Source organism: Geomonas azotofigens, assembly GCF_018919395.1.
In the GTDB taxonomy this organism is placed as follows: domain Bacteria; phylum Desulfobacterota; class Desulfuromonadia; order Geobacterales; family Geobacteraceae; genus Geomonas; species Geomonas azotofigens.
The window spans coordinates 204,654-230,849 of record NZ_JAHLME010000005.1 but is presented as its reverse complement, the minus strand read 5'-3'; the positions used below and the strand labels follow the sequence as shown (position 1 = coordinate 230,849).

Annotated in this window: 24 protein-coding genes and 1 pseudogene; 15 read left to right on the top strand and 10 right to left on the bottom strand. The window is 56.4% G+C overall.

The window, feature by feature from the left end; translation table 11 throughout:
• Positions 1 to 23: 23 nt before the first annotated feature.
• The 9 genes from KOL99_RS17175 to KOL99_RS17135 form a co-directional block, all read right to left on the bottom strand.
• A complete protein-coding gene (locus KOL99_RS17175; RefSeq protein WP_216511691.1) occupies positions 24 to 281 on the bottom strand; it encodes an STAS domain-containing protein in 258 nt (85 codons plus the stop codon).
• Between the two features lie 369 nt (positions 282 to 650).
• The gene (locus KOL99_RS17170; protein WP_216511690.1) at positions 651 to 2,156 is read right to left on the bottom strand and encodes a hypothetical protein; all 1,506 of its coding nucleotides are present in this window, start codon (positions 2,154 to 2,156) and stop codon (positions 651 to 653) included.
• A gap of 261 nt (positions 2,157 to 2,417) precedes the next feature.
• Complete coding sequence (locus tag KOL99_RS17165) at positions 2,418 to 3,329, bottom strand: type II secretion system F family protein (protein ID WP_216511689.1); 912 nt, start codon at positions 3,327 to 3,329, stop codon at positions 2,418 to 2,420.
• 8 nt (positions 3,330 to 3,337) lie between these two features.
• Positions 3,338 to 4,300, bottom strand: a complete 963-nt coding sequence (locus KOL99_RS17160; RefSeq protein WP_216511688.1) for a type II secretion system F family protein — start codon at positions 4,298 to 4,300, stop codon at positions 3,338 to 3,340.
• A 9-nt stretch (positions 4,301 to 4,309) separates the two neighbouring features.
• Positions 4,310 to 5,614 (bottom strand): CpaF family protein, encoded by a 1,305-nt coding sequence (locus tag KOL99_RS17155; RefSeq protein WP_236026369.1) that lies wholly within the window; start codon positions 5,612 to 5,614, stop codon positions 4,310 to 4,312.
• 63 nt (positions 5,615 to 5,677) lie between these two features.
• On the bottom strand, positions 5,678 to 6,802 hold the full coding sequence (locus KOL99_RS17150; RefSeq protein WP_216511687.1) for an AAA family ATPase: 1,125 nt from the start codon (positions 6,800 to 6,802) through the stop codon (positions 5,678 to 5,680).
• Positions 6,803 to 6,868: 66 nt separating this feature from the next.
• Positions 6,869 to 8,191, bottom strand: a complete 1,323-nt coding sequence (locus tag KOL99_RS17145; protein ID WP_236026368.1) for a type II and III secretion system protein family protein — start codon at positions 8,189 to 8,191, stop codon at positions 6,869 to 6,871.
• A gap of 68 nt (positions 8,192 to 8,259) precedes the next feature.
• Positions 8,260 to 9,126 carry a Flp pilus assembly protein CpaB gene (cpaB, locus tag KOL99_RS17140; RefSeq protein ID WP_216511685.1) on the bottom strand — a complete coding sequence of 289 codons (867 nt, stop codon included), beginning with the start codon at positions 9,124 to 9,126 and terminating at the stop codon, positions 8,260 to 8,262.
• Positions 9,127 to 9,404: 278 nt separating this feature from the next.
• Positions 9,405 to 9,593 (bottom strand): Flp family type IVb pilin, encoded by a 189-nt coding sequence (locus tag KOL99_RS17135; protein WP_216511684.1) that lies wholly within the window; start codon positions 9,591 to 9,593, stop codon positions 9,405 to 9,407.
• 523 nt (positions 9,594 to 10,116) lie between these two features.
• Between KOL99_RS17135 and KOL99_RS17130 the strand changes: the two genes are divergently transcribed.
• From KOL99_RS17130 to KOL99_RS17085, 10 genes are all read left to right on the top strand, one after another.
• Complete coding sequence (locus KOL99_RS17130; RefSeq protein ID WP_216511683.1) at positions 10,117 to 10,608, top strand: TadE/TadG family type IV pilus assembly protein; 492 nt, start codon at positions 10,117 to 10,119, stop codon at positions 10,606 to 10,608.
• A 38-nt stretch (positions 10,609 to 10,646) separates the two neighbouring features.
• Positions 10,647 to 11,129, top strand: a complete 483-nt coding sequence (locus tag KOL99_RS17125; protein WP_216511682.1) for a TadE/TadG family type IV pilus assembly protein — start codon at positions 10,647 to 10,649, stop codon at positions 11,127 to 11,129.
• Positions 11,130 to 11,157: 28 nt separating this feature from the next.
• Positions 11,158 to 12,468 carry a vWA domain-containing protein gene (locus KOL99_RS17120; RefSeq protein ID WP_216511681.1) on the top strand — a complete coding sequence of 437 codons (1,311 nt, stop codon included), beginning with the start codon at positions 11,158 to 11,160 and terminating at the stop codon, positions 12,466 to 12,468.
• 120 nt (positions 12,469 to 12,588) lie between these two features.
• Positions 12,589 to 13,302, top strand: coding sequence for a Crp/Fnr family transcriptional regulator (locus tag KOL99_RS17115; protein WP_236026366.1), 714 nt, complete (start codon positions 12,589 to 12,591; stop codon positions 13,300 to 13,302).
• 208 nt (positions 13,303 to 13,510) lie between these two features.
• Positions 13,511 to 14,581 carry a sugar transferase gene (locus KOL99_RS17110; RefSeq protein ID WP_236026364.1) on the top strand — a complete coding sequence of 357 codons (1,071 nt, stop codon included), beginning with the start codon at positions 13,511 to 13,513 and terminating at the stop codon, positions 14,579 to 14,581.
• A gap of 26 nt (positions 14,582 to 14,607) precedes the next feature.
• Positions 14,608 to 15,633 (top strand): Gfo/Idh/MocA family protein, encoded by a 1,026-nt coding sequence (locus KOL99_RS17105; protein WP_216511679.1) that lies wholly within the window; start codon positions 14,608 to 14,610, stop codon positions 15,631 to 15,633.
• A gap of 47 nt (positions 15,634 to 15,680) precedes the next feature.
• Positions 15,681 to 16,208, top strand: coding sequence for an acyltransferase (locus KOL99_RS17100; protein ID WP_216511678.1), 528 nt, complete (start codon positions 15,681 to 15,683; stop codon positions 16,206 to 16,208).
• The gene (locus KOL99_RS17095) at positions 16,171 to 17,289 is read left to right on the top strand and encodes a DegT/DnrJ/EryC1/StrS family aminotransferase (protein WP_216511677.1); all 1,119 of its coding nucleotides are present in this window, start codon (positions 16,171 to 16,173) and stop codon (positions 17,287 to 17,289) included. The genes KOL99_RS17100 and KOL99_RS17095 overlap by 38 nt, the downstream gene beginning before the upstream one ends.
• Positions 17,290 to 17,554: 265 nt before the next feature.
• Positions 17,555 to 18,319, top strand: a complete 765-nt coding sequence (locus KOL99_RS17090; protein ID WP_328760722.1) for a GNAT family N-acetyltransferase — start codon at positions 17,555 to 17,557, stop codon at positions 18,317 to 18,319.
• Positions 18,320 to 18,346: 27 nt separating this feature from the next.
• A complete protein-coding gene (locus KOL99_RS17085) occupies positions 18,347 to 19,036 on the top strand; it encodes a polysaccharide biosynthesis/export family protein (protein WP_236026361.1) in 690 nt (229 codons plus the stop codon).
• Positions 19,037 to 19,114: 78 nt separating this feature from the next.
• Here KOL99_RS17085 and KOL99_RS17080 read toward each other — a convergent pair.
• Positions 19,115 to 20,114, bottom strand: a pseudogene (locus KOL99_RS17080) (helix-turn-helix domain-containing protein).
• 119 nt (positions 20,115 to 20,233) lie between these two features.
• Here KOL99_RS17080 and KOL99_RS17075 point away from each other — a divergent pair.
• The 5 genes from KOL99_RS17075 (at position 20,234) to KOL99_RS17055 (ending at position 26,189) form a co-directional block, all read left to right on the top strand.
• Positions 20,234 to 21,691 (top strand): GumC family protein, encoded by a 1,458-nt coding sequence (locus KOL99_RS17075; RefSeq protein WP_216511675.1) that lies wholly within the window; start codon positions 20,234 to 20,236, stop codon positions 21,689 to 21,691.
• Positions 21,692 to 21,699: 8 nt separating this feature from the next.
• Positions 21,700 to 22,857 carry an AAA family ATPase gene (locus KOL99_RS17070; protein WP_216511674.1) on the top strand — a complete coding sequence of 386 codons (1,158 nt, stop codon included), beginning with the start codon at positions 21,700 to 21,702 and terminating at the stop codon, positions 22,855 to 22,857.
• A 36-nt stretch (positions 22,858 to 22,893) separates the two neighbouring features.
• Positions 22,894 to 23,610 (top strand): P-loop NTPase family protein, encoded by a 717-nt coding sequence (locus KOL99_RS17065; RefSeq protein ID WP_216511673.1) that lies wholly within the window; start codon positions 22,894 to 22,896, stop codon positions 23,608 to 23,610.
• A 44-nt stretch (positions 23,611 to 23,654) separates the two neighbouring features.
• On the top strand, positions 23,655 to 24,704 hold the full coding sequence (locus KOL99_RS17060; protein WP_216511672.1) for a DUF354 domain-containing protein: 1,050 nt from the start codon (positions 23,655 to 23,657) through the stop codon (positions 24,702 to 24,704).
• 132 nt (positions 24,705 to 24,836) lie between these two features.
• Positions 24,837 to 26,189 carry an oligosaccharide flippase family protein gene (locus KOL99_RS17055; RefSeq protein WP_216511671.1) on the top strand — a complete coding sequence of 451 codons (1,353 nt, stop codon included), beginning with the start codon at positions 24,837 to 24,839 and terminating at the stop codon, positions 26,187 to 26,189.
• Positions 26,190 to 26,196: the final 7 nt, after the last annotated feature.

Below are 26,196 nucleotides of genomic sequence, written 5' to 3'. Positions count from 1 at the left end.
TTTGCTGTCCGAGGCCGGTCCCATCACGGTTCGGGCGGCGACGCCAGAAGGTCGCGGAACCCGAGGGCCTCGATCCGTTCGCTGAGAGCGGCAGGCGTCGCGACGATGACCGGGGTGCTGCCGCGGCGTTTCACGCTTTCCAGAAAGAGGGCGAGCAATTGGCAGCCGCAGGCGTCGATGTCGTCCACCCGGGAGAGGTCGATGCTCGCCTGCCCGGTCTGCTCCGGCAGCCCGTCGAGGCGCTCCAGGAGGAACAGGTGCAGCTCCCTGGCGCGCTCCACGGTGAATGGCCCTCCGGGCGTAATGTTTGCTTTATTAACAAAAACTTTTTTACCCACTTTTTGCCGCCATTTCAGGTGGTTTCTTTTGTGCTGAAACCACTCGATGGAAATTAACAACCGGTGTTATATCCGTGTAGACCATATCGGCAAGGGGGGCGCTTACTTTAATCGTTTTGTAAACAACGCGATATTTCCTGATGCAGGACTTCTTTGCTGGAATGGGGGGGCGTCGTGGCGGCTGGTGTGCTGCTGATGAAGGGAGCGGAGCGCGCGAGAAGGGCGCGAGGAGGGGCTGGGGCTGCTGGCTGGGGCTAATTGGTTTGCGGGCGGGATGGCTGGGATGGACGGGAGGAGGACGGGAGGGGACGGCTAGCGGTTGGCGCTCTTTTTCTCAAAGATCTTGGCGACGTTGTCCGCGTAGACGAGGTGCCATTCGCCCCGTTGCTGCAGAAACCTGGCGAAGTTGGAATCGGCCTCGAACATGATCCAGGTGATGCCGTAGCGCTCCAGCACCCGGTCCCATCCCGGCCGGAAATCGATCACCTCGTTGTACTCCTTGAGCCGTTTTGCCCCGTACATGTCCAGCCTGCCGTCGATGAAGACCCGGCACGCGGGATAGCCGCGGTAGATGAGATAGTCCCCGAACTCGTCGCTGTTGAACACCCGCCCCTTGATCCCGGTACGCAACACGAACTCGCAGGCGTCCACCGGCATCAAGTGGCGGTCGAAGGAATGGCGGAAGAGGCCGCCGGCCGCGGCCGCCGTTACCACCGCCAGGGCGGCGGTTCCCCACACGGGGGGGCGGACGCTGCGCTCCAGGGGGGCGAGGCGGGCGGAGATCTCGGTCAGCAAGCGTGCCCACTTGCCCCGCACGTCCCGCCCCAGTTCCCCGATCCGGGCTGCCAGGGCCGGGGCCGTCACCAGGCTGAACAGCGGGATGTACCGCACGGAGGTGAGGGCCATGTAGCCAAAGCCCACGATCAGCAGCAGCTCGGTCGGCTCGGCCTTTCTCCGCGACAGGGCGAAGAGGGCGAGCAGGAGCAGCAGCAGCCAGGTGAAGGGGCCCCATCCATGGATCGCGGGGGGGAGAAACTCCGCGACGTGTTCCATCAGGTAGCGGTCCGCGACCAGCTTGAACGGGAACAGCAGCAGGCGCCATCCGTACGGGTTCACCAAGGTGGCGGCCAGGCAGGCGGCGATCGCGGCCAGAAGCTCCGCGCTCTTTTGCCGCGCGGCGCGGCGTGCCGGGGCGGTGCCGGCGAAGGTCCCCGCCGCCGCCCCGGCGAGATAGGCCGCCAGCAGCAGGAATCCGACGGCGAAGCCGCCGTGCAGGTTGGCCCACAGCAGCATGAGCGGCGGGAGCGGCCACAACGAGCTGCCGCCCCCCCTGCGCCACCTCTCCAGCAGGTGGTGAAAGAGGACCAGGAACAGGAAGGTGAAGAGGTGCGGGCGCGCCAGCCAGTGCAGCTTGGAGCAGATCAGGGCGGAGAGGGTCACCGCCGTCGCCGTCAGTACGCCCGTGTCGTAGCTCAGCAGGGCCCGGAACAACAACCGGAAGGTCACCGCCAGCAGCAGCGCGTACAGTGCCACCACGCCGCTCATCCCGGCCCACTGGTGCAACAGGGCCATGATCACCTCCGCGAGCCATTCGTGCGCGGTCCAGGGCAGAGGCGGGGCGTGCTGGGAGAACATGTCGAAGTGGGGTACGGCGCGGCTCCTCAGAATCTCCTCGCCGGCGCGGATGTGGTAGCCGGTGTCGCCATCGAGCAGCAGCGGCGAGGGGGCGGTGAAGAACAGCGAACAGAGCAACGCCACCAGGAGCAGATCGGCGATGGAGGGGACCAGGTACGGTATCAGGCGGCGCTCACTCTTCATGCGGGTCCGGTAACGGCCGGCGGTTCTGGCCGAAGGGGCGCGGGAGCCATCGCGGCTACCGGCGCTGGGGAGCAATGGGGGATGGAGACCCTTGCCGGCGCACCGAACGCCGGCAAGGGGAAGCTTCGCTACTTCCTGGCTCGCGCATAGCTTAGTGCCAGTTGGACGGAGATTACCAGCAGGATGAACGTGTTGAAGTCGACTTTCATGGGATCACCTCCTCGGACAAGAATTTGCTTCCCGGTGCTGCCCGAACTGCACTCACTTGAATACCTTGGTGATCTGGACCACCGCCGGACCCAGGACCACCACCAGCAGGGCGGGGAAGATGGCGAACACCAGCGGGAAGATGAGCTTGATCGTGGTCTTGGCGGCGGCTTCCTCGGCGGCCTGCCTCCTTTTGGTCCTCAAGTCGTCGGAGAAGGTACGCAGTGCCTGGCTCAGGCTGGTGCCGAACCGCTCGGTCTGGGCGAGCATGGTGGTGAAAGATCTCATGTCGTCCACCATGGTTCGCTGCGCCATGTCCTTGAGGGCATCGACACGCGCCTTGCCGGCCCTGGTCTCCATGGTTACCTGCCGGATCTCCAGGGCCAGCGGGTTCTGGTCCAACTGGGGAACCTCCGAGGCGCGCAGCAGGGCGGCATCCATGCTGAGCCCCGCTTCCACGCAGAGGGTCACCAGGTCCAGCACGTCGGGGAGGGTATGGAAGATGACCAGTTGCCGTTTCTTGACCTTGACCGACAGCCAATAACTCGGCAGCAGGTAGCCGACGATGGCGCAGGCCAGTAAGACGGCGATGTTGACCAGGTCGAAGTAGGCATGACTGGGAGCGACCATGAGGAGCAGGTAGGGAAGCGGCAGCGCCACGGCGAACAGAAGCTTGCTGCCGAGAAAGACGTGGACGCTGTCGCGGTGGAAGCCCGCGGCCACCAAGGCTTTCCTGTACCGGGAATGTTCCTGCTTCGGGAGCTTCACCCGCTCGCCGATACGCTGCAGCTTGGAGGCCCAGGTGCCCGACTCGACCTCCGGCATGAGCCGCAAAGGCTTGTCGGCCGGAAAGAACGCCGCCATCCGCTGAGCCACCGGGCTCCTTCTCGACAGCAGGATGCGGGACAGGGCCAGCGACAGCAACAGCACCGAGCAGAACACCGTGAACGCGATCAGGTAGAGCATGGCGCACCTCAGATCTGGATTCTGATGATCCTCCTGATGATGAACAGGCCGGCGATCTGCAGGAGCGCCGCGAAGGCGAGGATGTACAGACCCAAAGGTTCCCTGAGCAGCTCGCTTTCGTACTCGGGGCTGAGCAAGGTGAAGCAGCCGAAGGCCACCAGCGGCAGCGCCCCCAGCACGTAGCCCGAAAGCCTCCCCTGTGCCGTGTAGACCCGTACCTGCCTGCGAATCTTCAGTCTCTCCTTGATGGTGACGGCGAGCTTGTCCAGAAGCTCGGAGAGATTTCCGCCGATGTCGGCGTTGATGGCGATGACCGTGGTGAAGAACCTGAGGTCCATGCTCTCGATCCTCTGGTTCATGTCCGCGAGGGCGTCCACCAGCCGCAGGCCGAGTTGCTGTTGCTCGTAGGCGATCTTGAACAGCGTCCCGGTCGGTTCAGGCACCTCTTCACTCACGAGGTGAATCGCCGTGGTCAGGGACTGTCCCGCCCTGAGTGACCGCGAGATGATGCTGAGCGCGTCCGGGAAGAGTTCGGTGAACCTGGCGATCCTGCGCGTGGTCTTTACCCTGATCAGGAACTCGGCCGCCACCACCGGCAGAACGGCGGCGGGCAGAGCCAGAGCTATGGAGCCCACCTCCAGCGCGGTCACCACGAAAAGGAAAAGCGCAGCCGAAAGGACCGCGGCCACCAACAGCGCGGGAGGGATGCCGATGCCGGCCTGCTCCAGCCTCTTTCCCAAATGGCGCGCATGCGGCATGCGGGTGAGGACCGCTCCCGCCTGGTGCGCCTTTCTGGCCAGTGCCTCGCGCAACTCGGGCTGGGTCTCCCCCGTACCGCCGCGCGCCATCTGCTGCAGACGTCTTCTAAGCTCCGTCCTTGCCGAGGCGCTGCGCCTGAGGATATAGAGGCAGATGGCGCAGCTGGCGCAGAGGGTGGTCAGAAAAACCAGTGCCACGATAGGAAAAAGCATGCTCGGCTCCTAGTTCCGGAACATCATCTCGGGGAGTTCGTGTCCGAAGAGTCTGAAGCGCTCGGCGAAGAGCGGCCTGACGCCGGTGGCGCGGAATTCCCCCACGACCCGTCCCTCCGGATCGATGCCCCGTTGATGGAACACCATGACGTCGTGCATCATGATGGTGCCTCCCTCCATCCCGGTGATCTCGGAGAGCTTCACCACCTTGCGCGTGCCGTCGGAGAACCTGACCAGCTGCAGCACGATGTTGAGCGCCGATGCCAGTTGCTCCTTCACGGCACGTTCCGGAAGGTCCACCCCCGCCATCAGCACCATCGTTTCCAGACGGGACAGGGCGTCGCGGGTGGTGTTGGCGTGGACCGTGGAGAGCGAGCCGTCGTGACCGGTGTTCATCGCCTGCAAAAGGTCCAGCGCCTCGGCGCCGCGCACCTCGCCGATGATGATGCGGTCTGGCCTCATCCTGAGGGCGTTGCGCAGAAGGTCGCGCGAGGTCACCTCGCCCCTCCCCTCGAGGTTGGGGGGCCTCGTTTCCAGGCGCACCACGTGCTCCTGCTTTAGGTGCAGTTCCGCCGAATCCTCGATGGTCACCAGGCGCTCATCGGCCGGGACGAAGGCGGACAGGACGTTCAAAAGGGTGGTCTTGCCGGTGCCGGTGCCGCCGGAGATCAGGATGTTCAGCCTGGTCTGCACCGCCCCCTCCAGCAGTTCGGCCATGCGCTCGTCGAGGGTCTGAAGCTGGACCAGGTCTTTCATGGTCAGGGGGTCGCGGCCGAAGCGCCGGATGGAGAGGACGGGGCCGTCCAGGGCCAGTGGCGGGATGATCGCGTTGACGCGCGAGCCGTCGGGAAGCCTGGCGTCGACGTAGGGGGAGGACTCGTCGATGCGGCGCCCCACCTTGGAGACGATCCGCTCGATGATCCGCATCAGGTGCGCATTGTCACGGAAGCGGACCTCGGTCTTCACCAGTCTTCCCTGGCGCTCCACGTACACATTGGAACTGTTGTTGACCAGGATGTCGGAGATCTGGTCGTCCGCCAGCAGCGGTTCGAGCGGCCCCAGACCGAAGGTCTCGTGCTGGATCTCCACCACCAGCCGGTCCCGCTCCTTCTGGTTCAGCGGAATCCCCTCTCCCACGATGAGACTTTCGATCACGCTCCTGATTTCCGAGACCACCTCGCTGCTTCTCATGAGGTCCATCTTGGCCAGGTCGATGGTGTCGATCAGGCGCCGGTGGATCCGCGTCTTCATGTCTCTGAGCTGGTCGTCGTCCGCCGTCGGCACGGCCGGTTTCAATCCGTCGTCAAGCAACATGGCTACCCCCTGACGGGCGCCCCCTCCGACTCTGCTGCGGCCTTTCGGGGCGGTTGGCTGCGGCTACCGTTTCACCCGCTCCGCAAGCCCCAGTATGGCCTTGCTTACCGGGGATCTCGGGAGCAGTTGCACCACCGGCATCCCCTTGTTGACCGACGAGACCACGTCGCCGTAGTCGTTGGGGATGGCCTGGAACACCGGCACCCCCAGGACCTTTTCCGCGTCCTTCAGCTGGATGTCGGACTTGGGAAGGTACCGGTTGATGACGAGCTTGACCCGGTCGCGGTCATGCCCCTTGTTGGCCAGAGCCAGAAGGTAGCGCCTGCTGTTCTTGAGGGCCGGCAGGCTCAGGGTGGTGTTGAACAGGATCAGGTCGGCCCGGTCCAGTATCACCAGGTTGCACCCAGAGAGCAGCCCCGAGCAGTCGACCACCACGTAGTTGAACATCTTCTTGAGCAGCTCGAGCATGCGCTGGATCTGATCCGGCGTGATGGAGATCGCCTCGTCCACCTCGAGCGGCTCGGTAAGGATGAAGGGGCCGGAGGCGTGGCGCGTCATCACGCTCATCAGGAAGTTGGCGTCAAGCCGATCGATGTTGCTGGTCACGCTGCTAAGGGTATAGGCGGGGTTCACGTTGAGGAAGGTGTTCACGTCCCCCGCCTCGAGGTTCAGGTCCACCAGCGCCACCTTGGCGCCGTCGGCCGCCAGCGCCGCGGCCAGGTTCACCGCCACCGTGGTGGTGCCCATGCCGCCGATCGGGTTGTACACCGCGAAGATCTTCCCCGACGGTGCCGGCGCCTCGGCCGTCGCGGCGAAGAGAAGGCGGCTCACCTTTTTGAGGGATAGGTCCAACTCCTCCTGACCGATCGGGCGCAGCAGGTACTCGACGGCGCCGGCGCGCATGAGGGCCAGGAAACCCTCCACGTTTTTTTCAGAGGAACAGGCGATCACCGATGCCCTGGGAAACTGGCTGGTTATGGCCCGGATGTCCTTTATCCCCTGCTCGACCTTGGCGACCCCGAGAAACACCACGTTGGGCGCCCCGTTCTGAAGGGAAGAGGGGCGGCTGACCTGTTCGATGGGCCCTGCCATGGTGATGGAGTCGGCGTACGTCTTCAGGGAGGAGAGCAGCGCGTCCCTGGAGAGCTTGTCCTCGTCTATGATGGCGATGGAAAACGGCGATGTCATCTTAGGAGCCCCTTTTACCGGAGGTTTGCCCGGCGTCACGCTGGACGGCAGCCGGCCCGTCCGCTCTCATCTGGGAAGCTTGGGAATCCAGTCGAACTGCCGCTCCTCGCGGGGATCCTTCCGGTCGGTCGGCAGCGAAGTGGCGGTCCCCGGAGGAGTCGGGGTGATGATCTTCGGGGTGATGAAGAAGACCAGGTCCCTTTCCCTGATCTCCTTGTCCGTGGCGCGGAACAGCGCCCCGAGGATCGGGATGTCGCCCAGAAGAGGGATCTTGGACATGTTCTTGATCTGCTCCTCCTGCAGCAGGCCGGCGAGCACCAGGCTCTCCCCTTCGCGCAGCTCGACGCTGGTGCTGACGTTGCGGCTGTCTATGATGGGGTAGCCGTTCACGGGAAGCGTTCCGGCGATGCTGCTCACCTCGGCGGGGTCGATCTTGAGGCTGATCATCCCGTTGGGGCGCACCTCCGGGTTGAACTTGAGCTTCACACCCACGGTCTTGTAGACGATGGAGGTGGTAGCGGCCGCGCCGAGGCTGGTGATCACGCTGTAGGGGATCTCGCTTCCCGCCAGGAAATTCCCTTCGGACCCGCTTTTCACCAGGAGGTTAGGTTCCGCGAGGATCTTGGCGAGCCCCTTGTTGCTCAGTGCCTGGAGCACCGCGCCGATGCCGGCGGGGAAGTACGAGACCCCAGCGGTGAAGCTGTCCAGGGGGTTGAAACTCCCCAGGCCCGGTATGTTGCCGGCGATTCCCGTGGCGTGGGTGGAACTGCTCCTGGAACCGTCGGAGGTCGTGACGGTCGAACTCCCGTTGGGAGCCCCGATCAAGTTGTAGAAGCCTTCGGCGCTGCTTCCCGTGACCAGAGCACTCACCCCGAGTTTCTTGAGCGAAGTGCGGTCCACCTGCGCCACCTTGACCTGCAGCAGCACCTGGAGCGGCTGGTCCACGGTGATGTGGTTCAGCACCTTGGTGGCATAGGCCTTGGCGATTTCCTCCGCCCGTTTCCCGGTGCTCTCGCTCGCGACCGTTCCCGAGAGGACCAGGGTTTCATCGGCGTAGTCGACGCTGATGTCGTCGTCGGGCGCGAAATCGCGCAGTTGCGACTCGACGCTCTCCCGGTCGCCCACCACGCGGACATCGAAGAAGATCGGCTTGTCGCTGTTCTCCTCCCAGACGATCACGTTGGTGGCTCCGATCTTGCGGCCGTTGATCACAAGCTGGTTGCGCCGCGGCGGGTCGGGGAGGTCGACGATGTTCTTGTCGGTGACCGTGACGTAGCGCGCCGGTTGTTTCAGGTTCAAGACCACGCCCTTGTTCACGATGACCGTGGTCGGCACGCCTGCCCAGGAGCGGTTGATCCCCCCGAGCATCACCAGTAGCGTAACCAGCATGAAGCATCTCTTTGAGAGGAGGAGATTCATTGGCCACCTCGTCCTTAAGGTTTATTTTTCGGCGATGGTCACTCCGGGTACTGTTTGGAAGACTTCTCGGTCCCGCGCACGATTTCCAGGGTGTGCGACGGAACCGCTTTCACCACGGTTACCGGCCTGCGCGCCGGCGGGGGCACAGGCGCCCGGCGCTCCACGGCTTTTACCCGCACCGGCTCCACGCCGCCCAGCACCTTGGCGATGGTCGCCCCACGGGACTCGACATGGGTGGTGTCGGAGATGTTTCTCAGTAAAAGCTGCAGGGACCCCTTGCTTGCCGACAGCACCAGTTTTTCCGCGTCCTCCGGGACCAGGTCGAGCGTCACCGTCGGTACCACGACCGGCTTCCCTTCCTTCTGGTCGGTGATCTGGCCCGTGGCCAGTACCGGCACGTTCTCGAGGACGATCTTGCTGATGCTCTCCTTCTCGTTGCTCGGCAAGGGCGTGGTCACGATGACGTCCACCCGGTCGCTTGGGGTGAGAAAACCCGCCACTCCCGCCACCTCGTTCACTCCCACCGTCACGGCCCGGTGCCCCTGCGGCACCACGTAGGTCATGAAGCCGTTTCCGGACGCTCCCGTTTTAGGTTTCAGCTTGGGCTCGGTGATGGCGTCTCCCCTGGTGATGGGGCGAATCGCCACCCGGTTCACCACGGTGTCGAGATTCTGCGCGCTGCCGGGGGGGATGCTGTCCTTGGGCCAGGAGGCGATTTTCACTTGTGATTGGTTAATGGCGGAGCCGATGGGGATATCCGCCGCGGCAACTACGATCCGTTGCGGCTGGACGGCCTTGACGCTGTCCATCTCCTTCTGCAGGTAACCGTAGGTGAGCCAGCCGGCAGCCACGGCGAATAGCAGCGAGAAGACCGAGACTACTGCGACTGCGTTGGGGCGGGTCATAGTCCGTTCCTCCTCTTGCTCTTGACCGGAACCGACGCAGGCTGTGCCGCAAGCCTTGGGTGCGCGGTCAAAAATGGACCAGCCAGAGCGTGAATATCGGAATCCCACGGCGGCCAGGCCGCCCAGGACTGCTTTTCGGTGAGGGCGTGGCGACTACTGCGGTAACTGGCGCTGGGGTAGCCAAGGAGGGACCCAGCGGATGCGCCTGATCCCCTGCTGGATGCGCCAAAGCCACCTGGGGGAGCGCTGCACCCTCCCCGCAGGTGGCAAGGTAGCCGTTACTTCGTCAGTTCGGTGTTGACGTTCTGGAAGATGGAACGCGTGGTCGTTCCGAGAGTTCTTACCGCGAGAATTACGACGATAGCTATAAGCACCAGTATCAACGCGTACTCGACCAACCCTTGCCCTCTGTTGCTTTTAAGGGCGTCCTTCATTTTCTTCCCGGTTCTCTTTAACTTTTCAAACATGATGACACCTCCTTTGTTGGGCTGAGTGGTACGACTTTCCTGATGTTGGTCCTGTCCAATTACGTCCTGATAAAATAAGTTATATTCAAAACACATTCTGAATGTTTTAAATATTTCAATTGGTGCAACAACTTTTGTTTAGTTGTTAGTACTGAATTTTAACTGTCAATTATGTAAAAAATTACACTTTATGACACGAAAGTTTAGGTTTTATTCAGTATTTTGTCAGAAAAGTTCATTGAAAGCGTTAAGATTAAAAACATTTAAAAATACTACGACGTCGAAAAAAAACTGCAAGCGTTTTTTTTGGAGGGGAGCGATGGGGGCGATCTGTCGTAACGGAAGGAGGACCCACCAATAAGCGTTGGAGCCGCAACGGCTGCCGTCGTGGCGCGGCTGTACCAACAGAAGGCGTTTGTGTCTTGAAATTGATTTTTTCTAATTTATACTGGGGTGCGTTTTGGCGCCTAGCCTGCGGCTCTCATGCGTTACGGGGGCGGCAACGGTTTTACCGGGGTGAGACATGGCAAAACACAACAGAAAGGGTCAGGCGTTGGTAGAGTTCGCCCTGCTCGTCGCGGTCGTGGCATTCTTGGGTTTCGCCATCTGCGACCTCGCCTGGATGTTCTTTGTGAACCTCACCATGCAGCATGCGGTCCGGGAGGGAACCCGCTACGCGATCACCGGTCAGACCCAGCCGGGTATGGGGCGGAAGGAGTCGTTGATCCAAAGGATCAGGGAGCAGTCGGTGGGGCTTTACGACAGGAACCTCCACAATCCAAAGGACCCGAGGATTAGCGTGGTGGACCCAGCTCAGGTCAACTTTGCCAACTACACCGGAACCCCCACCCAGGATGAGCCGGGTGAGAGGAACCAGATCATCGTCGTCAGCCTGACCTATACCTGTCCTCTTTTGACGCCGGTCCTGAAACCGATCATTACCGGCGGCGCCTACACCTTCACGGTGAGGTCGGCCATGGCAAATGAAAACTTCCCGGATAAGGGGAGACCATGAAGTTCCCACCCCGCTCAAATAGAGGCAGGGGGCAGGCCTTGGTTGAATTCGCCTTGCTCTTGCTCGTGTTCGCTCTGCTTCTGCTCGGAATCTACGATTTCGCGTGCGCCATCAGAGTCAGCAACACCATCGCCAACATGAGCCGGGAGGGCGCCAATCTCGCGTCCCGCCCCTCCCCGGGGCTGCATGAAAACCCGCAGGCGGTCATGGACGTGTTGGCGGCTACCGCTCAGCCGCTGGACATGAGAGGGAAGGGGATGATGTTCGTCACCGTGGTGAAGGGAGACCGGATCCTGTCACAGAACCCCTGGAAAAACAGCGGCCTGCAAAACGACATAAGCAGCAGGATCGGGACCCCCTCGCCGGCCGACCCCAATCCTGTAGCCAACGAGTTGGCTTCACTCAACCTGAACCCCAAACAGACCGCATACGTCGTCGAAGTCTTCTACAACTACCAGAGTCTCTTTTCCAACAGCGCCGTAACACTCGGTAAACAGTTCTACTCTAGAACCGTCTTCTAGCCACGCGACGGAGTCGGGGAGGGAAGGTATGAGATGCCGTTTACGCGGAGGCAGCGGACAGGTGCTCGTGGGCTTTGCCGCTGCCGCGGTGTTTTTGCTGGCAATGATCGGTCTCGCCATAGATCTCGGCATGGCTTATTTGGTCAAGACAAAGCTCAGTGCCGCAGTCGATGCCGCGGCGTTGGCGGCGGGAAGGGCGGTCGCCCAAGGGGAGAGCGCCGCCACAGCGGAGGCGGTCAAGTTTTTCGCCGTCAACTATCCCGACGGCCTGCTGGGGGCATCCGTCGCAGCCCCGTCGACGACGTTGAGGTACGACAATAGTGAGAAGTCTTGGGAGGTCACCGTCAGTACCACCGCCGTGGCCCCTGCCTACTTCGCCAAGGTGTTGGGTCGGAACAGCTTCACCGTGGGCGCAACGGGTACATCGACCATCGCGTCACTTGACCTGGTTCTGGTCCTGGACAGCACGCACTCACTGATGCCGCCAACTAGTCCGGCGGAGACCCCGGGCCTGCTCAAGTCGGCCGCCAAGACTTTCGTCAGCAAATTCGATGAGAGAAACGATAGGATCGGTTTGATTCATTTCGCAATGGGGGCGGAAGAGGATGCCAGCATCAATGCTCGTAGGGGGTTCAACAAAACCAACGTCGCAGATGCCATAGAGGCCATTACTTTCGGGGGCTACACAAACGTAGAGGAGGCATTGCGTCTGGCCAAGCACCAGTTGGACGCGGTACCCCCCGCGCAACAGTCTCGCTTGAGGATCATTGTTCTTTTTTCCGACGGCGCGCCCAATGGTGTTGCTGGTGACTTCAAATCGAGTGTAGGGACCGTACGCGGTTCTCTGTCGTCGCAGGGCTTGGGCGAACTGTACGCTATCAATCGCCGGAACAGTTTCCTTGGGTCATACGACATAGCCTACCTCCCGGATGGCGACTTTTCCGGTACGGTGAGCTTTCATAGTCCTCGCGGAAGGCGGGGCTTTGACCCGCCAGGAGCCCCGCAGATCCCCCACACCCTGTGCAACTTAAATCGGGCCGCACGCAACGCCGCGGAAAACATAGCCAACGCCGCCCGCAGCGAGTCGGGAGCGGTGGGGAGACCCATCGTCATTTACACCATCGGGCTAGGGGCACGGCTGGCCGAACTTGAGGTGGACTGTGGCTACGGCAACGATGAGTTAGGTTTGAACTTAATGAAGCGGGTGGCAAACGTGAAGGGAGTGGACACGTACCAGCCTGATCAGCCTGCCGGCATCTTCGCCTATGCGGCGAATGCTAATGAGCTCGATGCCGCTTTCGACACCATCTACCGCGACATCCTGCGCTTGACGAAGTAGCGCGGCTGCTAAAGCGAGGTCGAGCCATACAGTGGTCCGCTTCATCCTTCCGTGGGGAGAAGGTGGTGCCAGACCTGGGGAAGGGCGGAGTTATCAGAAAGAAAGGTGCGGAGGTGTACTTTGGTCAAGACCGGTAAAGAGGCAGATACTGCAGGTCACATCCGCGTGTTGCGAAACATACCGCTTTTCTCGCACCTCGACGACGGCGAGTTCAACGAGGTGCTGCGCAGGATCGTGGAGAAGAAATTTCAGAAAAACCAGATCGTGTTGCTCGAGGAGGAGACGGCGAGCTTCATGTACATCGTGTTCAGCGGCAAGGTTCGTGTGGTCCATCTCGGAGGCGAGGGCACCGAAAGGATCCTGGCGGTGCACAAGCGAGGCGACGTTTTCGGAGAGATGGCCCTTCTCGATGCCAAGACCGCACCGGCGACCGTAATAGCGATGGAAGACACAGAGATAGGCCTGCTCTCGAAGGAGACCTTCGACACCTTCTTTCTGCAAAACCACAAGGTTCTCACCCAGTTGGTCGCCATTTTGTGCCAGCGGCTACGGGAGGCCCAACTGGTCCTAAAAGCCATAACCCTGCCTGACGCCGAGCAACGTCTGCGTTCCATTCTCAACCATTTGAGCCTCCTGCACGGTGTAAAAGATTCTCGAGGAACGGTTATCGCACTCAGGCTGACCCATAAGGAACTGGCCGGCTACACCTCGGTCTCCCGCGAGACCGTTACCAGACTTTTGCACCGGCTGGTTCAAGGGGGTGACCTGGAGATGCTGCAAAACAGGACAATCCTGCTGAAGCCAAAATTCAAACAGAAGATGCAGTTTCTTTAGGTCCAAGGGCCGCTGCGAAGGGAGGGGGGAGCGCCTTGACATGGCCGCGCCCCTCACTATACTTTCCTGGTTGGAAAAAATTAATCTTTTGTTGCGCGGTGGGCTCACCAGCGGCCCGCTGAAATTCATCGAACGGAGTAGGTAAATGGGTGATGTACGTTGGAGCAATAGATCGTGGTGGCGCTGCATCCCCCAGAGGAAGAAGGGTATGGCGGAGGGGTTCGTCCACGGTTTCTATCAGGAGGCGAACTTTCAGCAAAAACTGGTACAGGAACGAAGGCGTGCTGAAAGGGCAGGCAAGCCACTGCTGGTTATGGTGCTTGATGCTGGCTGTGTGGCTGAGGTTGAACGACAAGACGTGCTCCTTTCCCTGGGGGAGGCGTTGCGTGGTTGCCTGAGGGATACCGATATCTGCGGGGTTCTCGGCGAAGATACAGTGGGGGTGATTTTGACCGAAATCCCCGCAGACAAGGTTCACGATGCCAAGCGGGTTGTCGCAATGAAAGTAAAAGAGATGCTGGAGGCGAAACAGGGGAAGGACCTTGCAGCGCGTATCGGCATCAGTTTTAGGTTCTACCCGGAAAGCGGCGGCGATGCTGACGCCTTTGACATGATCTTTTATCCAGACATCACCTCAAGCGGGGTCGGCGATTCGACGGGGGTGGTGGTCAAGCGGGTCATCGACCTCGTGGGCGCCGTGACAGCACTGCTGCTGCTGTCCCCGATATTCATGGTCGTCCCCCTGATCATAAAGCTGACTTCCGAGGGACCTGTTTTGTTTGTCCAGGAAAGATACGGACTGAATGGTGCCAAATTCAAACTGTTCAAGTTCAGAAGTATGCACGTCAACAACGATGATCAGATACACAGACAATTCGTGAAGCAGTTGATCGAGGGGGCCATCGGCGAAGGTGAAAACACCGTCTATAAGATCACCAGCGATCCCCGCGTTACCGCAATCGGGAAGCTGCTCAGGGCCTACAGCCTGGACGAGTTGCCGCAGTTGTTTAATGTGCTCAAAGGAGAGATGTCACTGGTCGGGCCGAGGCCGCCCATCCATTACGAGGTTGAAAACTACAGTGGTTGGCAAAGAAACCGGCTCATCGGCAAAAAGCCTGGCATCACGGGGGCTTGGCAGGTAAGTGGCAGAAGTTCGACGACCTTTGACGAGATGGTGAGGCTTGACCTGCACTACCTCCGGAGTTGGAGCGTCATGTTAGACGTGAAAATAATCCTCCTGACACCTTTCGTGGTACTGAGGTGCAGGGGGGCCTACTAAGGTTCAGTAAAACTAAGGTGGAGCCTATGATCAACGTCGGAATAGTAGGATTCGGTTACTGGGGGCCAAACGTCGCCAGGAACTTCAATTTGACGCCTGGAGCAAGAGTGATTGCCATCAGCGATGCCGACGACAAGTCTCTGCAGCGAGCGGCTTTAAGTTATCCGGGTGCAAGAATGGAAAAAAACTGCAATAAGGTTCTGGCGGCTAAGGATATCGACGTCGTAGCGATAGTCACACCTGTCTCATCACATTTCGAGATTGCAAAAAAAGCTCTTGAAAATGGAAAACACATATTCATAGAAAAACCGTTTACCACTTCAGTTTCAGAAGCGGAGAAACTTATAGAATTGGCAGAAGTCAACAATTTGAAGATAATGGTCGACCATACTTTTCTATTCACTGGAGCCGTGAAGAAGATAAAAGAACTCATAGATGACGGAATACTTGGAGACTTGTACTATTTCGATTCCATAAGAGTTAACCTCGGTTTGTTTCAAAAGGATGTGAACGTGGTGTGGGACCTTGCGCCCCATGACCTGTCCATCATGGATCACATTCTTCGTATGGATCCCATTGCGGTAACAGCGACGGGCGTCGCTCACTTTAGAAACGAGTTGGAGGACGTTGCCTACATTACCATCTATTTCCCCGGCAACGTCATAGCCCATCTGAACGTCAACTGGCTTTCGCCGGTCAAGATCAGGACGACCCTCATTGGGGGGCAGAAAAAGATGCTGGTCTGGAACGATCTGGTCAGTGACGAGAAGATACGGGTTTATGACAAGGGGGTTGAGGGACTGGACAGTTTGGAGATGGAGTCCAAGGAAAAGGCCTACGGCCTCCGGCTTAGCTACCGCAGCGGAGACATGTGGGCTCCCAGGGTTACCCAGGTCGAGGCATTGCAGGGAGAGACATCCTATTTTATCGACTGCATAAACAACAACATCACCCCCAAGAATGACGGCCATGCCGGGCTGAGGGTGGTCCGGATGCTGGAAGCCATCAAGAAGTCTCTGAGTGGGGGCGGGGCACTCGTTCGGTTGGACTGACCGACGTCATTGTATCAACCATCTGCAACTACAAGAGGAGAAAGGGCATGGCTGAGAACTTTGTAGCAGTTTCACCGGACGTCACACTGGGGCAAAACGTCAAGCTCGGGAAATTCATCAACCTCTACGGGTGTTCCATCGGGGACAACACGAAAATAGGCGCCTTCGTTGAAATTCAAAAGAACGCGAACATCGGTAAAAACTGCAAGATATCAAGTCACACCTTTATCTGTGAAGGCGTCGATATTGAGGAAAACGTCTTCGTAGGTCACAACGTGACCTTCATCAACGACCTGTACCCGAAGGCGACAAATGCGTCAGGAGAGTTGCAGATAGAGGCAGACTGGACCTGCGTCAGGACTACCATTAAGAAGAACGCTTCGATCGGTTCCAGCGCCACCATACTGTGCGGGGTCACTGTAGGAGAAAATGCCATCGTCGGAGCCGGGAGTGTGGTCACCAAGGACGTTGCCCCCTTCAGCATAGTTGCAGGCAATCCGGCGAGGATATTGCGGGTCATTCCCAAGGAGAAAAATGATGAAAGTGCCATTTCTCAATCTCAAAGCGCAATATGATTCCATCTCGGAAGAGGTGCAACGCTCGATAGCAGAGGTGCTTTCCCGCTGCGCGTTTTCAGGTGGTCCCTACGTTGAGAAGTTCGAGGAGGAGTTCGCAGCCTTTTGTGGGAGCAAGCATGCCGCAGGCGTCGGAAGTGGCACTGAGGCGCTCTGGCTCGCCCTCCTGGGACTGGGGGTTCAACCGGGCGACGAGGTCATCACTGTTCCGAACAGTTTCATCGCGACGGCTGAGGCCATTTCCTTGTGCGGCGCGCGGCCAGTCTTCGTGGATGTTCAAGAAGACAGCTTTACCATGGCCCCGGCTCTGTTGCCGCAGGCTATCACCAAACGCACTAAGGTTATCATCCCTGTGCACCTCTACGGCCAGACTGCGGACATGGATCCTATACTTTCCATAGCCGAGCGCCACGGCATTGCGGTTCTCGAGGATGCATGTCAAGCCCATGGCTCGGAATACAAGGGGAGACGTGCTGGATCCCTCGGCCACGCCGCATGCTTTAGTTTTTACCCGGGAAAGAACCTTGGGGCGTATGGGGAAGCTGGTGGCGTTGTCACTAACGATGAACAACTGGCGAAGAAGATCAAGATGCTGCGGGATCATGGACAGTCACGGAAGTACTATCACGACGTGATTGGGATGAATGGTCGTATGGATGGCATACAAGGAGCGGTCCTGAGCGTCAAGCTAAAGTATCTGGACTCTTGGAATAAGCAGCGTCGGGCGAATGCCTTGAAGTATCAAGAAAAGCTTGCCGGAGTTACCGGGGTCAAAGTGCCCGACGAGATGGATTATGCCCACCACGTTTATCATGTTTTCGCGGTACGTTCACGGAACCGGGAAAAGATGAGGAGTGATCTCCAGGCCAGCGGAATTGACTGTGGCGTGCATTATCCGGTGCCAATACATTTGCAGGAGGCATACGCCGCGCGAAAAGAATTGGCTGGCAAATTCCCAGTGGCGGAATCTTGCGCCGAGGAGTTGCTTTCGCTTCCTATGTTCCCGGAGTTGACGGGGAGCGAGGTCGATTACATTTGTCAGGAAGTAAAACGCCACTCAAATGTGCCGGATAGTGCATAGATCGCTGGTTGAAGTGGTAGACCCACGCCAACATGTTGGGTACAAGGAGTGGATCGCCTGCGACCAGGGCGGCACAATATTCCACTCTCCACAATGGGCGACATTGCTCTCAGAGTCATACCGGTATCGGCCAAGATACTTCACCCTGAATCAGGGGGGGCAAATCAGGGCTTGTCTTCCGATCATGGAAGTTGACAGTTTCCTTACCGGAAAGCGGGGTGTTTCGCTGAGCTTTTCCGATCAATGCCAGTCCCTGGTAGCCGACGTGGCCGACTTCAACCTGCTGCTGCAAAATGTCTTAGAGTATGGTCGATCACAAGAGTGGCGCTATGTAGAACTGAGGGGGGAGCGCCTGCTTTGTCAGGAGATACCTTATAAGAGATTCGTGCAACACACTCTGCCGCTCATAAAAGATGAAAATGTGCTTAAAGCACAAGTACGTAAGAGCGCAGCAAGGAACATCCAAAAGGCAGTTAAGGAAGGTGTCAAGATTGATGTCACCTATGACTTGTCTGGGGTTCTTTCCTTTTACCGGTTGCACTGCCTTACCCGAAGGCGGCAAGGCCAGCCACCTCAGGCGAAGCAGTACTTTATAAATTTGCACAAGTACTTGATAGACGACGGCCTAGGATTCACGGCTCTTGCTCGTCACGGACAAAGCATCATAGCGGGGTTGATCTGCCTTCACTATGGCAGTAATGCAATTTACAAATATGGAGCATCAGACGAGAAGTACCAGAATTTGAGGGCTAACAATCTTCTCTTTTGGGAGATGATAAAAAAGTGTGCCTATGATGGTTTCAGTACTCTTAGTTTCGGACGCACAGATTTGCAGAACACCGGTTTGATGGTTTTTAAGGACGGATGGGGAGGGGAGAGGTCGGAACTGAATTATTACCGTTATGATTTAGCAAAGGATGCATTCATATCTCGAACTAACAACTTGCAAGGATACGAGGCATTATTCAAGAAACTTCCCGTGGCCATCTTGAGGTTGTTGGGGGCTGTGGGGTATCGGCATATGGGGTAGCTTGAATAGTATAGGGCGGAGCTCTCTATGAAATGGTTAAAGATGACAACGGGGCTACTTCTGACCTATTCTTTATGCTGTTGCACATCAACAACCGCAACGAGCACAAATCCTTTGACTTCTGAGCCTGTGGGCATAGAAGCAAAAAGTATTTACAGGATTCAATCTGGCGATTTGCTGGACGTGAAATTTTTCTATAACCCTGAACTGAACGAACAAGTGGTCGTGCGGTCAGACGGGAAAATATCGTTGCAACTCATCAGCGAAGTAACTGCTGCTGGTCTCACTCCAGCAGAACTGACTCAGAGCCTGAACTTGGCGTATGCGAGGGAGATACTAGAACCGAAGGCCACAGTTATCGTCAGAACACCAGTAACGGATAAAGTTTACGTAGACGGAGAGGTTAATAGGGCGGGTATGGTAACTATAAGCGGTTCCATAACTGCCCTGCAGTCGATCGCCCAAGCTGGTGGTATGAAAGAGAGCGCTAATCCTAAGTCTGTTGTGGTCATAAGAAGGGCATCTGACAACGAAATAAGCACGATCCTTTTAAATGTAGAAGACATACGAAGGAGCGGCAACGGCGATCTGATGTTGCAGCCCAATGACGTTGTTTACGTGCCAAGGTCTTCCATCTCCGATATCAACACATGGATAGACTTGTACATAAGGAAGAACATACCTCTGCCTATCGGGTTAGGCTATAGCATCAGGTAGATTCCAAAGCGTTAGTTGTTGAGTGCCACGACATCGTGGATAGATTTTGATGCCAAGATATCGTGGACACTCGGTCCTTTAACGTAATTTGTAGTCGTATTCCTCTACCTGGATTCGGTCCATGAAGACTTTGAGTTTCTGCTCTTTGACATCGATAGTAGCCACTGCGTATTCGCGTTTAACTGGTGGAACCGGGAAGGTCTCGCCAAAGACGTTGAGTTTAAGATCGCTGCGGATCAGGCGCACAAGATGGTAACGTCCCGTTTCCGGCTTTTTCAGCCGATGCCGTGGAGCTTCCTCGTCAGCAGGAAACCGCAGTTTTTTTCTGGAGGTAGCCAGCGCAGTCAGAGGCGTTTTCCCGGCAAGCTCGCTCGACGCCGTGGTTCAGGTAAAGCCTGATAAGTGGCCCCATGCCCCGTGGATGGGCGAGACTACCAAAGAAAGACAAGGCATTGTCAACCTGCACATTATTCGGTATTCCCAAACGCCTCCAGATGGCCCAGAGACCGTCCAGAATATCTTGGCCCGCCTTTGTAGGCGATGAATGCAGGCCGCAGCGGGCTGTTGCCGTGTCGACGACATTAAGCCCGTAGAAGCGAACAGGCCCTTTCCGGTAACAAGGACCAACCAGATCAGCTTGGTGAGTCTGATTAGGCAACGACGACGGCAACACAGGGTATGGCGTTCCTTTGCTTTCATATTTGCCCGTACGCCGATGAGTCAGTTCATTTCGGCTGAGAATGCGATTAATGGTGCGGAGGGATGGCACCGGTTTGACCTCAAGGTCTTCCATCTTCCACTGTATCGCCTGTGCTCCGTAGAAGAGATCACCGCTGTACAGACTGAGCCGCACAAGCTTCACTATTTCCTCAATCTCCTCTGGCGTGCGGTTGGGAACAGTCAGAGGGCGTGTTGACTTGGCTTCCCACCAGGAGTGGTCTTCTTCAAGATGACGATCGACCCATTTATACAGCCAAGCTCTCGATCTACCAAGAGATGCACAGATTGATTCCGGGCACTCGCCGTTGATGTACCGTTGCACCGCCAAGACTCGTTGCTGCAAAATTTCATCCTTCATGAACATCTCCAACATGGTTTCGGTGTCCATAGGATTACGCGATGGCTATTCGATTGTCAGAGAACTTTGTCTACGATGTGCTGGCACTCAACAGTTAGTGTGTATCGAGAGGATGGATCATGGAAACAGAAAACTTTCAAATGATGACCAATACCAAGGCTGCAGTTCACTATGTGGGAACGGTCTTCAGAAACAAGTGCCTTGTCTCCTCTACATTTATAACAGTTCTCATGTTTGCAGTGTTGGTGGCATTACTGACTGAACCCCTCTATGAGGCGAAATCTACCGTGTTGATAAAGATGGGGAGAGAATACCTGGCGCGACCGGAACTTGGGGAGAGAATAGCCGCGCCAACGATGGCAATTAACCAGGATGGTCTTATCAGCTCCGAACTGCAAATCCTTTCGAGCAAAGAACTCCGGGACAAAGTCGTCAAAGATATAACGGCAACCAAGCTTTATCCAGACCTCCTGTCGCTTCAGGATGTTAATGTTGAAGACCTCGCCGAGACAAGGCTTGAGAAAACGTTGAAACTAAACAAAGTTAAGAATTCCAACGTCATCGAAATAGCTTACGAACATGCTGATCCTTTGATCGCGGCCCGGGTAGTGAATTCGTTTGTAGATTACTTCCGGGATAAGCACCTGCAGGTTTTTCGGGAGCCTCAGTCCACGTTCCTGCAGCAACAATTGGAAATGTACACACAGAAACTGCGCGCATCAGAGAGGGAGCTGGAAGCCTTCAAGAGGGAAAATGATGTTTATTCATTGGGAGAACAGCGAACCCTCTTGCTGCAGCAAAAACAGGAATTGGACGCCGCACTTAAGGCAAATGAAAATCAAATTAAAGAGCTGCAGAAAAAGGTGATTGTTCTAAAAGGGCAGTTGCAGGCGGTTTACAGAAGTCGTGATTCCTACGTCCCACCCGAAAGAAGCCTTGATGTCCAGGATGCGAAAGCGAAATTGTTGGGGCTATTGCTGGAAGAGCAGAAGTTGTCCAAGAAGTATACTCCATCAAACAAGCTAATAATCAACTCAAAAAATGAGATTGAGGTAGTAAAGAACTACATTAATGAACTAGAAGCAGACGCTAATAAAAAAGCAAAAACTGGTAATCTGATCTATCTTGATTTGTACAAGGAATTCCTGACCTCGGATGCAAGCTTTAAAGCTCTAGTGGCAAAAGGGACGAGCCTTAAGATTCAGTTGCAAGAGATAAAAGACAGCTTGGGGGGCATCAACAGGGGTGAGCAGCAACTGGAAAACCTCAAAAGAGAAAAAATGATGAACGAGAAAAATTATCAGACCTACCTCGATCGTGTGGAAGAATCCAGGATGCTGGAAGAAATGAACCGGCAGAAGTTGGCTAACATAAGCGTTATTCAAACTGCCGCGGTTCCAATTCTGCCGTCTACATCCAGCAGGTTGAAGATCGTGGTGCTTGGAATCATATCGGGGGTATTTGTGGCATTGATTGCTGTCTTCTTGAAGGAGAAGACAGATCAAACTTTCTCGACCCCTGAGAAGGTTGAGAAGGTCTCCGGGTTGCCAGTGCTCGTGTCAATTCCATTTGAATAGGGGGGGGTATGTATTTAAACTACTTTCGTTTAGATAGAGAGCCCTTCAACATAACTCCCGATCCGGATTTTCTGTTCCTGAGCACGGCTCATAAAGAAGCCTTAGCCTCCATAATTTATGGCGTGGAACAGAGAAAGGGCTTCATCCTCATCCTGGGTGAAATCGGCGTAGGAAAGACCACTATCGTGCGGTCCTATTTAAATCAAATAGATCCTTCGAAGCTAACCTCTATATATGTGCTGAATCCCATGCTTTCCTTCGCAAACTTATTGAAGCAGATATCCCGGGAAGTTGGACTGCCATCAAACGCCAGAAGTAGCTTTGAATTGCTAGATGAACTTCACAGGTACTTGGTTGACGAGTTCAAGCTGGGGAGAAATGTAGTTCTCATAATAGATGAAGCTCAGAACATGCCGGTTGATACACTGGAAAACCTTAGGATGCTATCAAACATAGAAACGTCAAAGGAAAAGCTGTTACAGATAGTCTTCAGCGCACAGCCAGAGTTCGAAAACACCTTGAATCTACACGAGCTAAAGCAACTAAAACAAAGGATTTCAGTTAAGGCTGTCATCTCCCCTTTGGACTCAGCTTCGGGAGTGGCTTATATTCGGTCACGACTGGCTAAAGCTGCGGCTGGGGATTTAGTACCATTCACGGCCGGAGCACTAAGATTGATAGTTCGGTTGGCCCAAGGTATCCCACGCATCATAAATATCTTGTGCGATAACTGTTTGATCAACGCCTATGGGGGCGGGCTTAAACTTGTCAATACTGCGATGGTCAGAACCGTGGCACGTGAATTCGGCATTAGTGGAAATCTTCTTTATAAGTCCGGATTGGCGGCGTCCGTAATCGTGCTGTTTGCTATTTCAGGTTTTTCTTTCTACCAGTTTCCGCGCTCGATACACCCCTCTCATGTTCTATCGTTTCCTATAACTAAAAATGTTCCAGCGGAGCAAGCTATTTCGCCGCCGTTGCGGAAGGAGTATGTCGACAGGGTGGTCCGAAAAGGGGACACGTTGGCTAAGCTGGTAACACAGGTTTATGGCCGAGCGGACAAGGGGACGATGCTTCTGGTCAAAAGAGCGAATCCGGGGATCATTGACGAGAATGTGATAGTGGAGGGCGTTCGGCTGAGGTTTCCTGTGGTCAAGGAACAGTGACCCCCTGGATGAGGGCGCAGCATCAAGGAGACTCCGATGAGCAACATTTTTGACGCTCTTGAGCAAGCACGGCGTGAGCGGCACAAGGACGATCCACTACTGCCTGACGTTGGGGGCGTTGGTAGTACTCCTCCGAATAAGGCCGGGGCGGATAGTGTCACAGATGCTGAGATCGTAGGCATGTTCGCGCGCATTCAAGAAGGACTGAATGCCGGCGGGTGGATCATGCAACTTATATCCTCTCAGGCTGGGGAAGGTGTCTCGTCTGTTACAGAGAGATTCGCCAAGGTATCCTCAGAATTACAAAACCAGAATGTCTTAGTCGTGAAGCTTGGGGACGGTCCACAAACAGATAGACAGCTCAACTCATACTCGAGATGGCATGAGATTTCTGAAAACAATGAGGTGCCAGTCAGACAACCGCAAAGTAAAGGTGTATTGACGGAGGTCCGCGTGCTTTTCGAAGATTGCATTAAGCAGCTCAAAAAAGATCCCAACTTAGCGAATAGGCTTAAGACCCACTACGATATAGTTTTTTTTGACTCACCGTCTATTGAGGTCGAACCGCACAGCGTAGAGCTGACACGGTATGCTGATGTCGTTGTAATAGTTTTGGAAAGCGAAAAAACCAAGGCCTTCGCTTTGCAGTCTTTGAAAGAAAAAATAACTCATAACTCGGACGCATTGTTGGGGGTTGTCTTGAACAAAAGATGCTTTCATATCCCTTGTGGTTTGTACTCAAAACTTCATTAATGAATGCGAGAGCGCTACAGCAATCATAAAGGTAAGGGACAAGGATGGAAACCAACAAAAAAAAGATTTGGATCGATTTGGATAATTCGCCACATGTCCCCTTTTTCAAACCGATCATCGAAGAGCTCGAAAAAAGGGGTTACTGCTTTACCATAACAGCAAGGGACTGCTTTCAAGTGTGCGGCCTTGCCGACCTGCTGCGATTGCCCTACAACAGGATTGGCCGGCACTACGGTAAAAACCGGGCCATGAAGGTTATAGGTTTGGCCATAAGAGCACTACAACTTGCGCCAACGGTGCTCAGCGAGAAACCTGCTCTGGCCCTATCGCACGGATCGCGTTCCCAGTTAATCATCGCACGTCTGCTCGGAGTTCCCTCTACCTTAATCTTCGATTATGAACACGCGCAATGGCTTCCCTTTGCCTATCCTGATACTGTGATTGTGCCTGAAGTCATTCCGGATAATGCCATCAAGCAGAGGTTTCGCAGAATCGGCAGGTATCCAGGGATAAAGGAGGATGTCTATGTGCCAACGTTCAAGCCGTTAGGTGGCATCTTGGCAGAACTTGGCATCAGGGATGAGGAGGTTGTAGTCACCATTCGGCCACCAGCCACTGAGGCACATTACCACCGGCCGCAAAGCGATGAGCTTTTTTCTGCGGTAATGCAGCGTCTGTCGTCACTACCGGGGACGCGCCTTATCGTGTTGCCGCGAAATGCGGACCAGGAGGCATTGGTGCGAGGAACTTGGAGCGATCTGGTTGTCACTGGCAAAATAATCATCCCTCCAAAGGTGATCGACGGCCTGAACCTCATCTGGCACTCCGACCTGGTGATCAGCGGCGGCGGAACCATGAACAGGGAGGCCGCAGCACTGGGCGTGCCGGTGTACAGCATCTTCCGTGGCCAGATGGGGACGGTTGATGAGTACCTCGCCACCCGTGGCCGACTGGTGTTGCTAAAGAGCGTTGAGGATCTTGAGCAGAAACTGCAAATCTGCAAATGGAAACGTCCGGCGCGCCCGGGCAGCGACAGCCCGGACGCCCTGGCAAAAATCGTCGATGAACTTGTGAGCATCATGGAACAGTCCTAAGATTTGCTTGCCGCAGTTCAGTAGTCCTGTCGCCCGTACCCATCGAGCTTTTTGCTGTAACCGTCGTTTTGCTTCTCCCCGGCTGTACCCATTCTCCTGCTCTAAGTGCAGCAATACAGACAGAGGTCGGACATGTGGCAACTGCCGGGATGGCTCTCCCTGTTCATCGATAAATATTTGCCGGCGCAGTCACTGAAAAAGCGGCTGGCGATCGGCATGTCATGGGTAACGGCGGGATCACTTTTCAGGCAGATCGCCAACTTCCTGGCGGTCATCTTTGTGGCCAGAGTTCTGGGAATGTCCGACTTCGGCAAACTTGCCGTCATCCAAAGCACCGTACTGATGATCTCCAGCTTTGGCCAAGCCGGAATAGGTCTCTCAACGGCGAAGTACATCGCCAGCAACAGAGTCACCGATCCACCGCGAACAGGACGGATTATCGGCTTCACCCTTTCCTTTGTGAGCGTCGCTTCCTTGGTTATAGGGCTAGTTGTGATCAGTTGCTCGCAGCTTCTTTCGGACAAGCTGCTTCCTGGGCGCGACCTCTCCCGCGACTTGAGCCTGAGCAGCATCTGGATGATGTTCGAGATCATCAGCCTGATCCAGTTCCGCATGCTTGCCGGCCTGGAGTCGTTTCGAAGTTGCGCGATCATCACCTCCTCCCAAGGTGCACTGTTGCCGATCGTGTGGGCTTGTTCCCTTCACAACGGAGTCACGGGAGCCATTGCGGGGTATTCGGCTGTCAGCATTTTGGGTTGCTTTCTCGGGCAGGTCATGCTCCAAAAGGAATGCCGGCGACTGGGGATCCAAATCCAATACCGTAACGTCTGGAGAGAGCGGTCCATCCTCAGGATGTCAACTATGGTGTGGTTCAGCGAGATCGCAATGAACGCCACCAACTGGGCCGTGGGTATCCTGCTCGCCCGTCGGCCCGATGGTCTGGCGGAGTACGCCATCTTCAATGCCGCCAGTAGGTACCAAAACGTGCTGGCCTTTCTTCCCACCCGTATCTTTCATGTCTCGCTCCCGGTTTTGGCCAACCTTCAGGCGGAAGGGAACCGGCATGGGTTCACCAAGGCTCTGGTCGGCTTGGGTGCGATAAGCTTGCTGGTGACCGCCGCTGGCGCGTCCGTGCTGATGTTGTTCCCGGACCTCTTGATGTCCTGGTACGGCAGGGGGTTCGGAGCTGGTGGTGATGTGCTTGGAGTCGTCGCGGTGTTGTGCGTGGCGAGCTCGGTGTGGACCGTTGCTAGCGCGGGGCTCTGGGCGGCGGAACAGTCCCGGCAGATGCTTTTTCTGGACCTTCTGCGAGGGAGCCTACTCGTGCTTCTTTGCCTCACCGGGCTCGCCGCAACGGCCCGGGGGCTCGCCCTGGCTCACCTGATCAGCTATACAGCCTGCGGCGCGTTGCTGGTCTGGGCTCTGTACCGTTATCTGCGGCACCCCTGGCCTGTCAACGAGCCCGCCGTCAGGGTCGACCTTTGAGAGGATG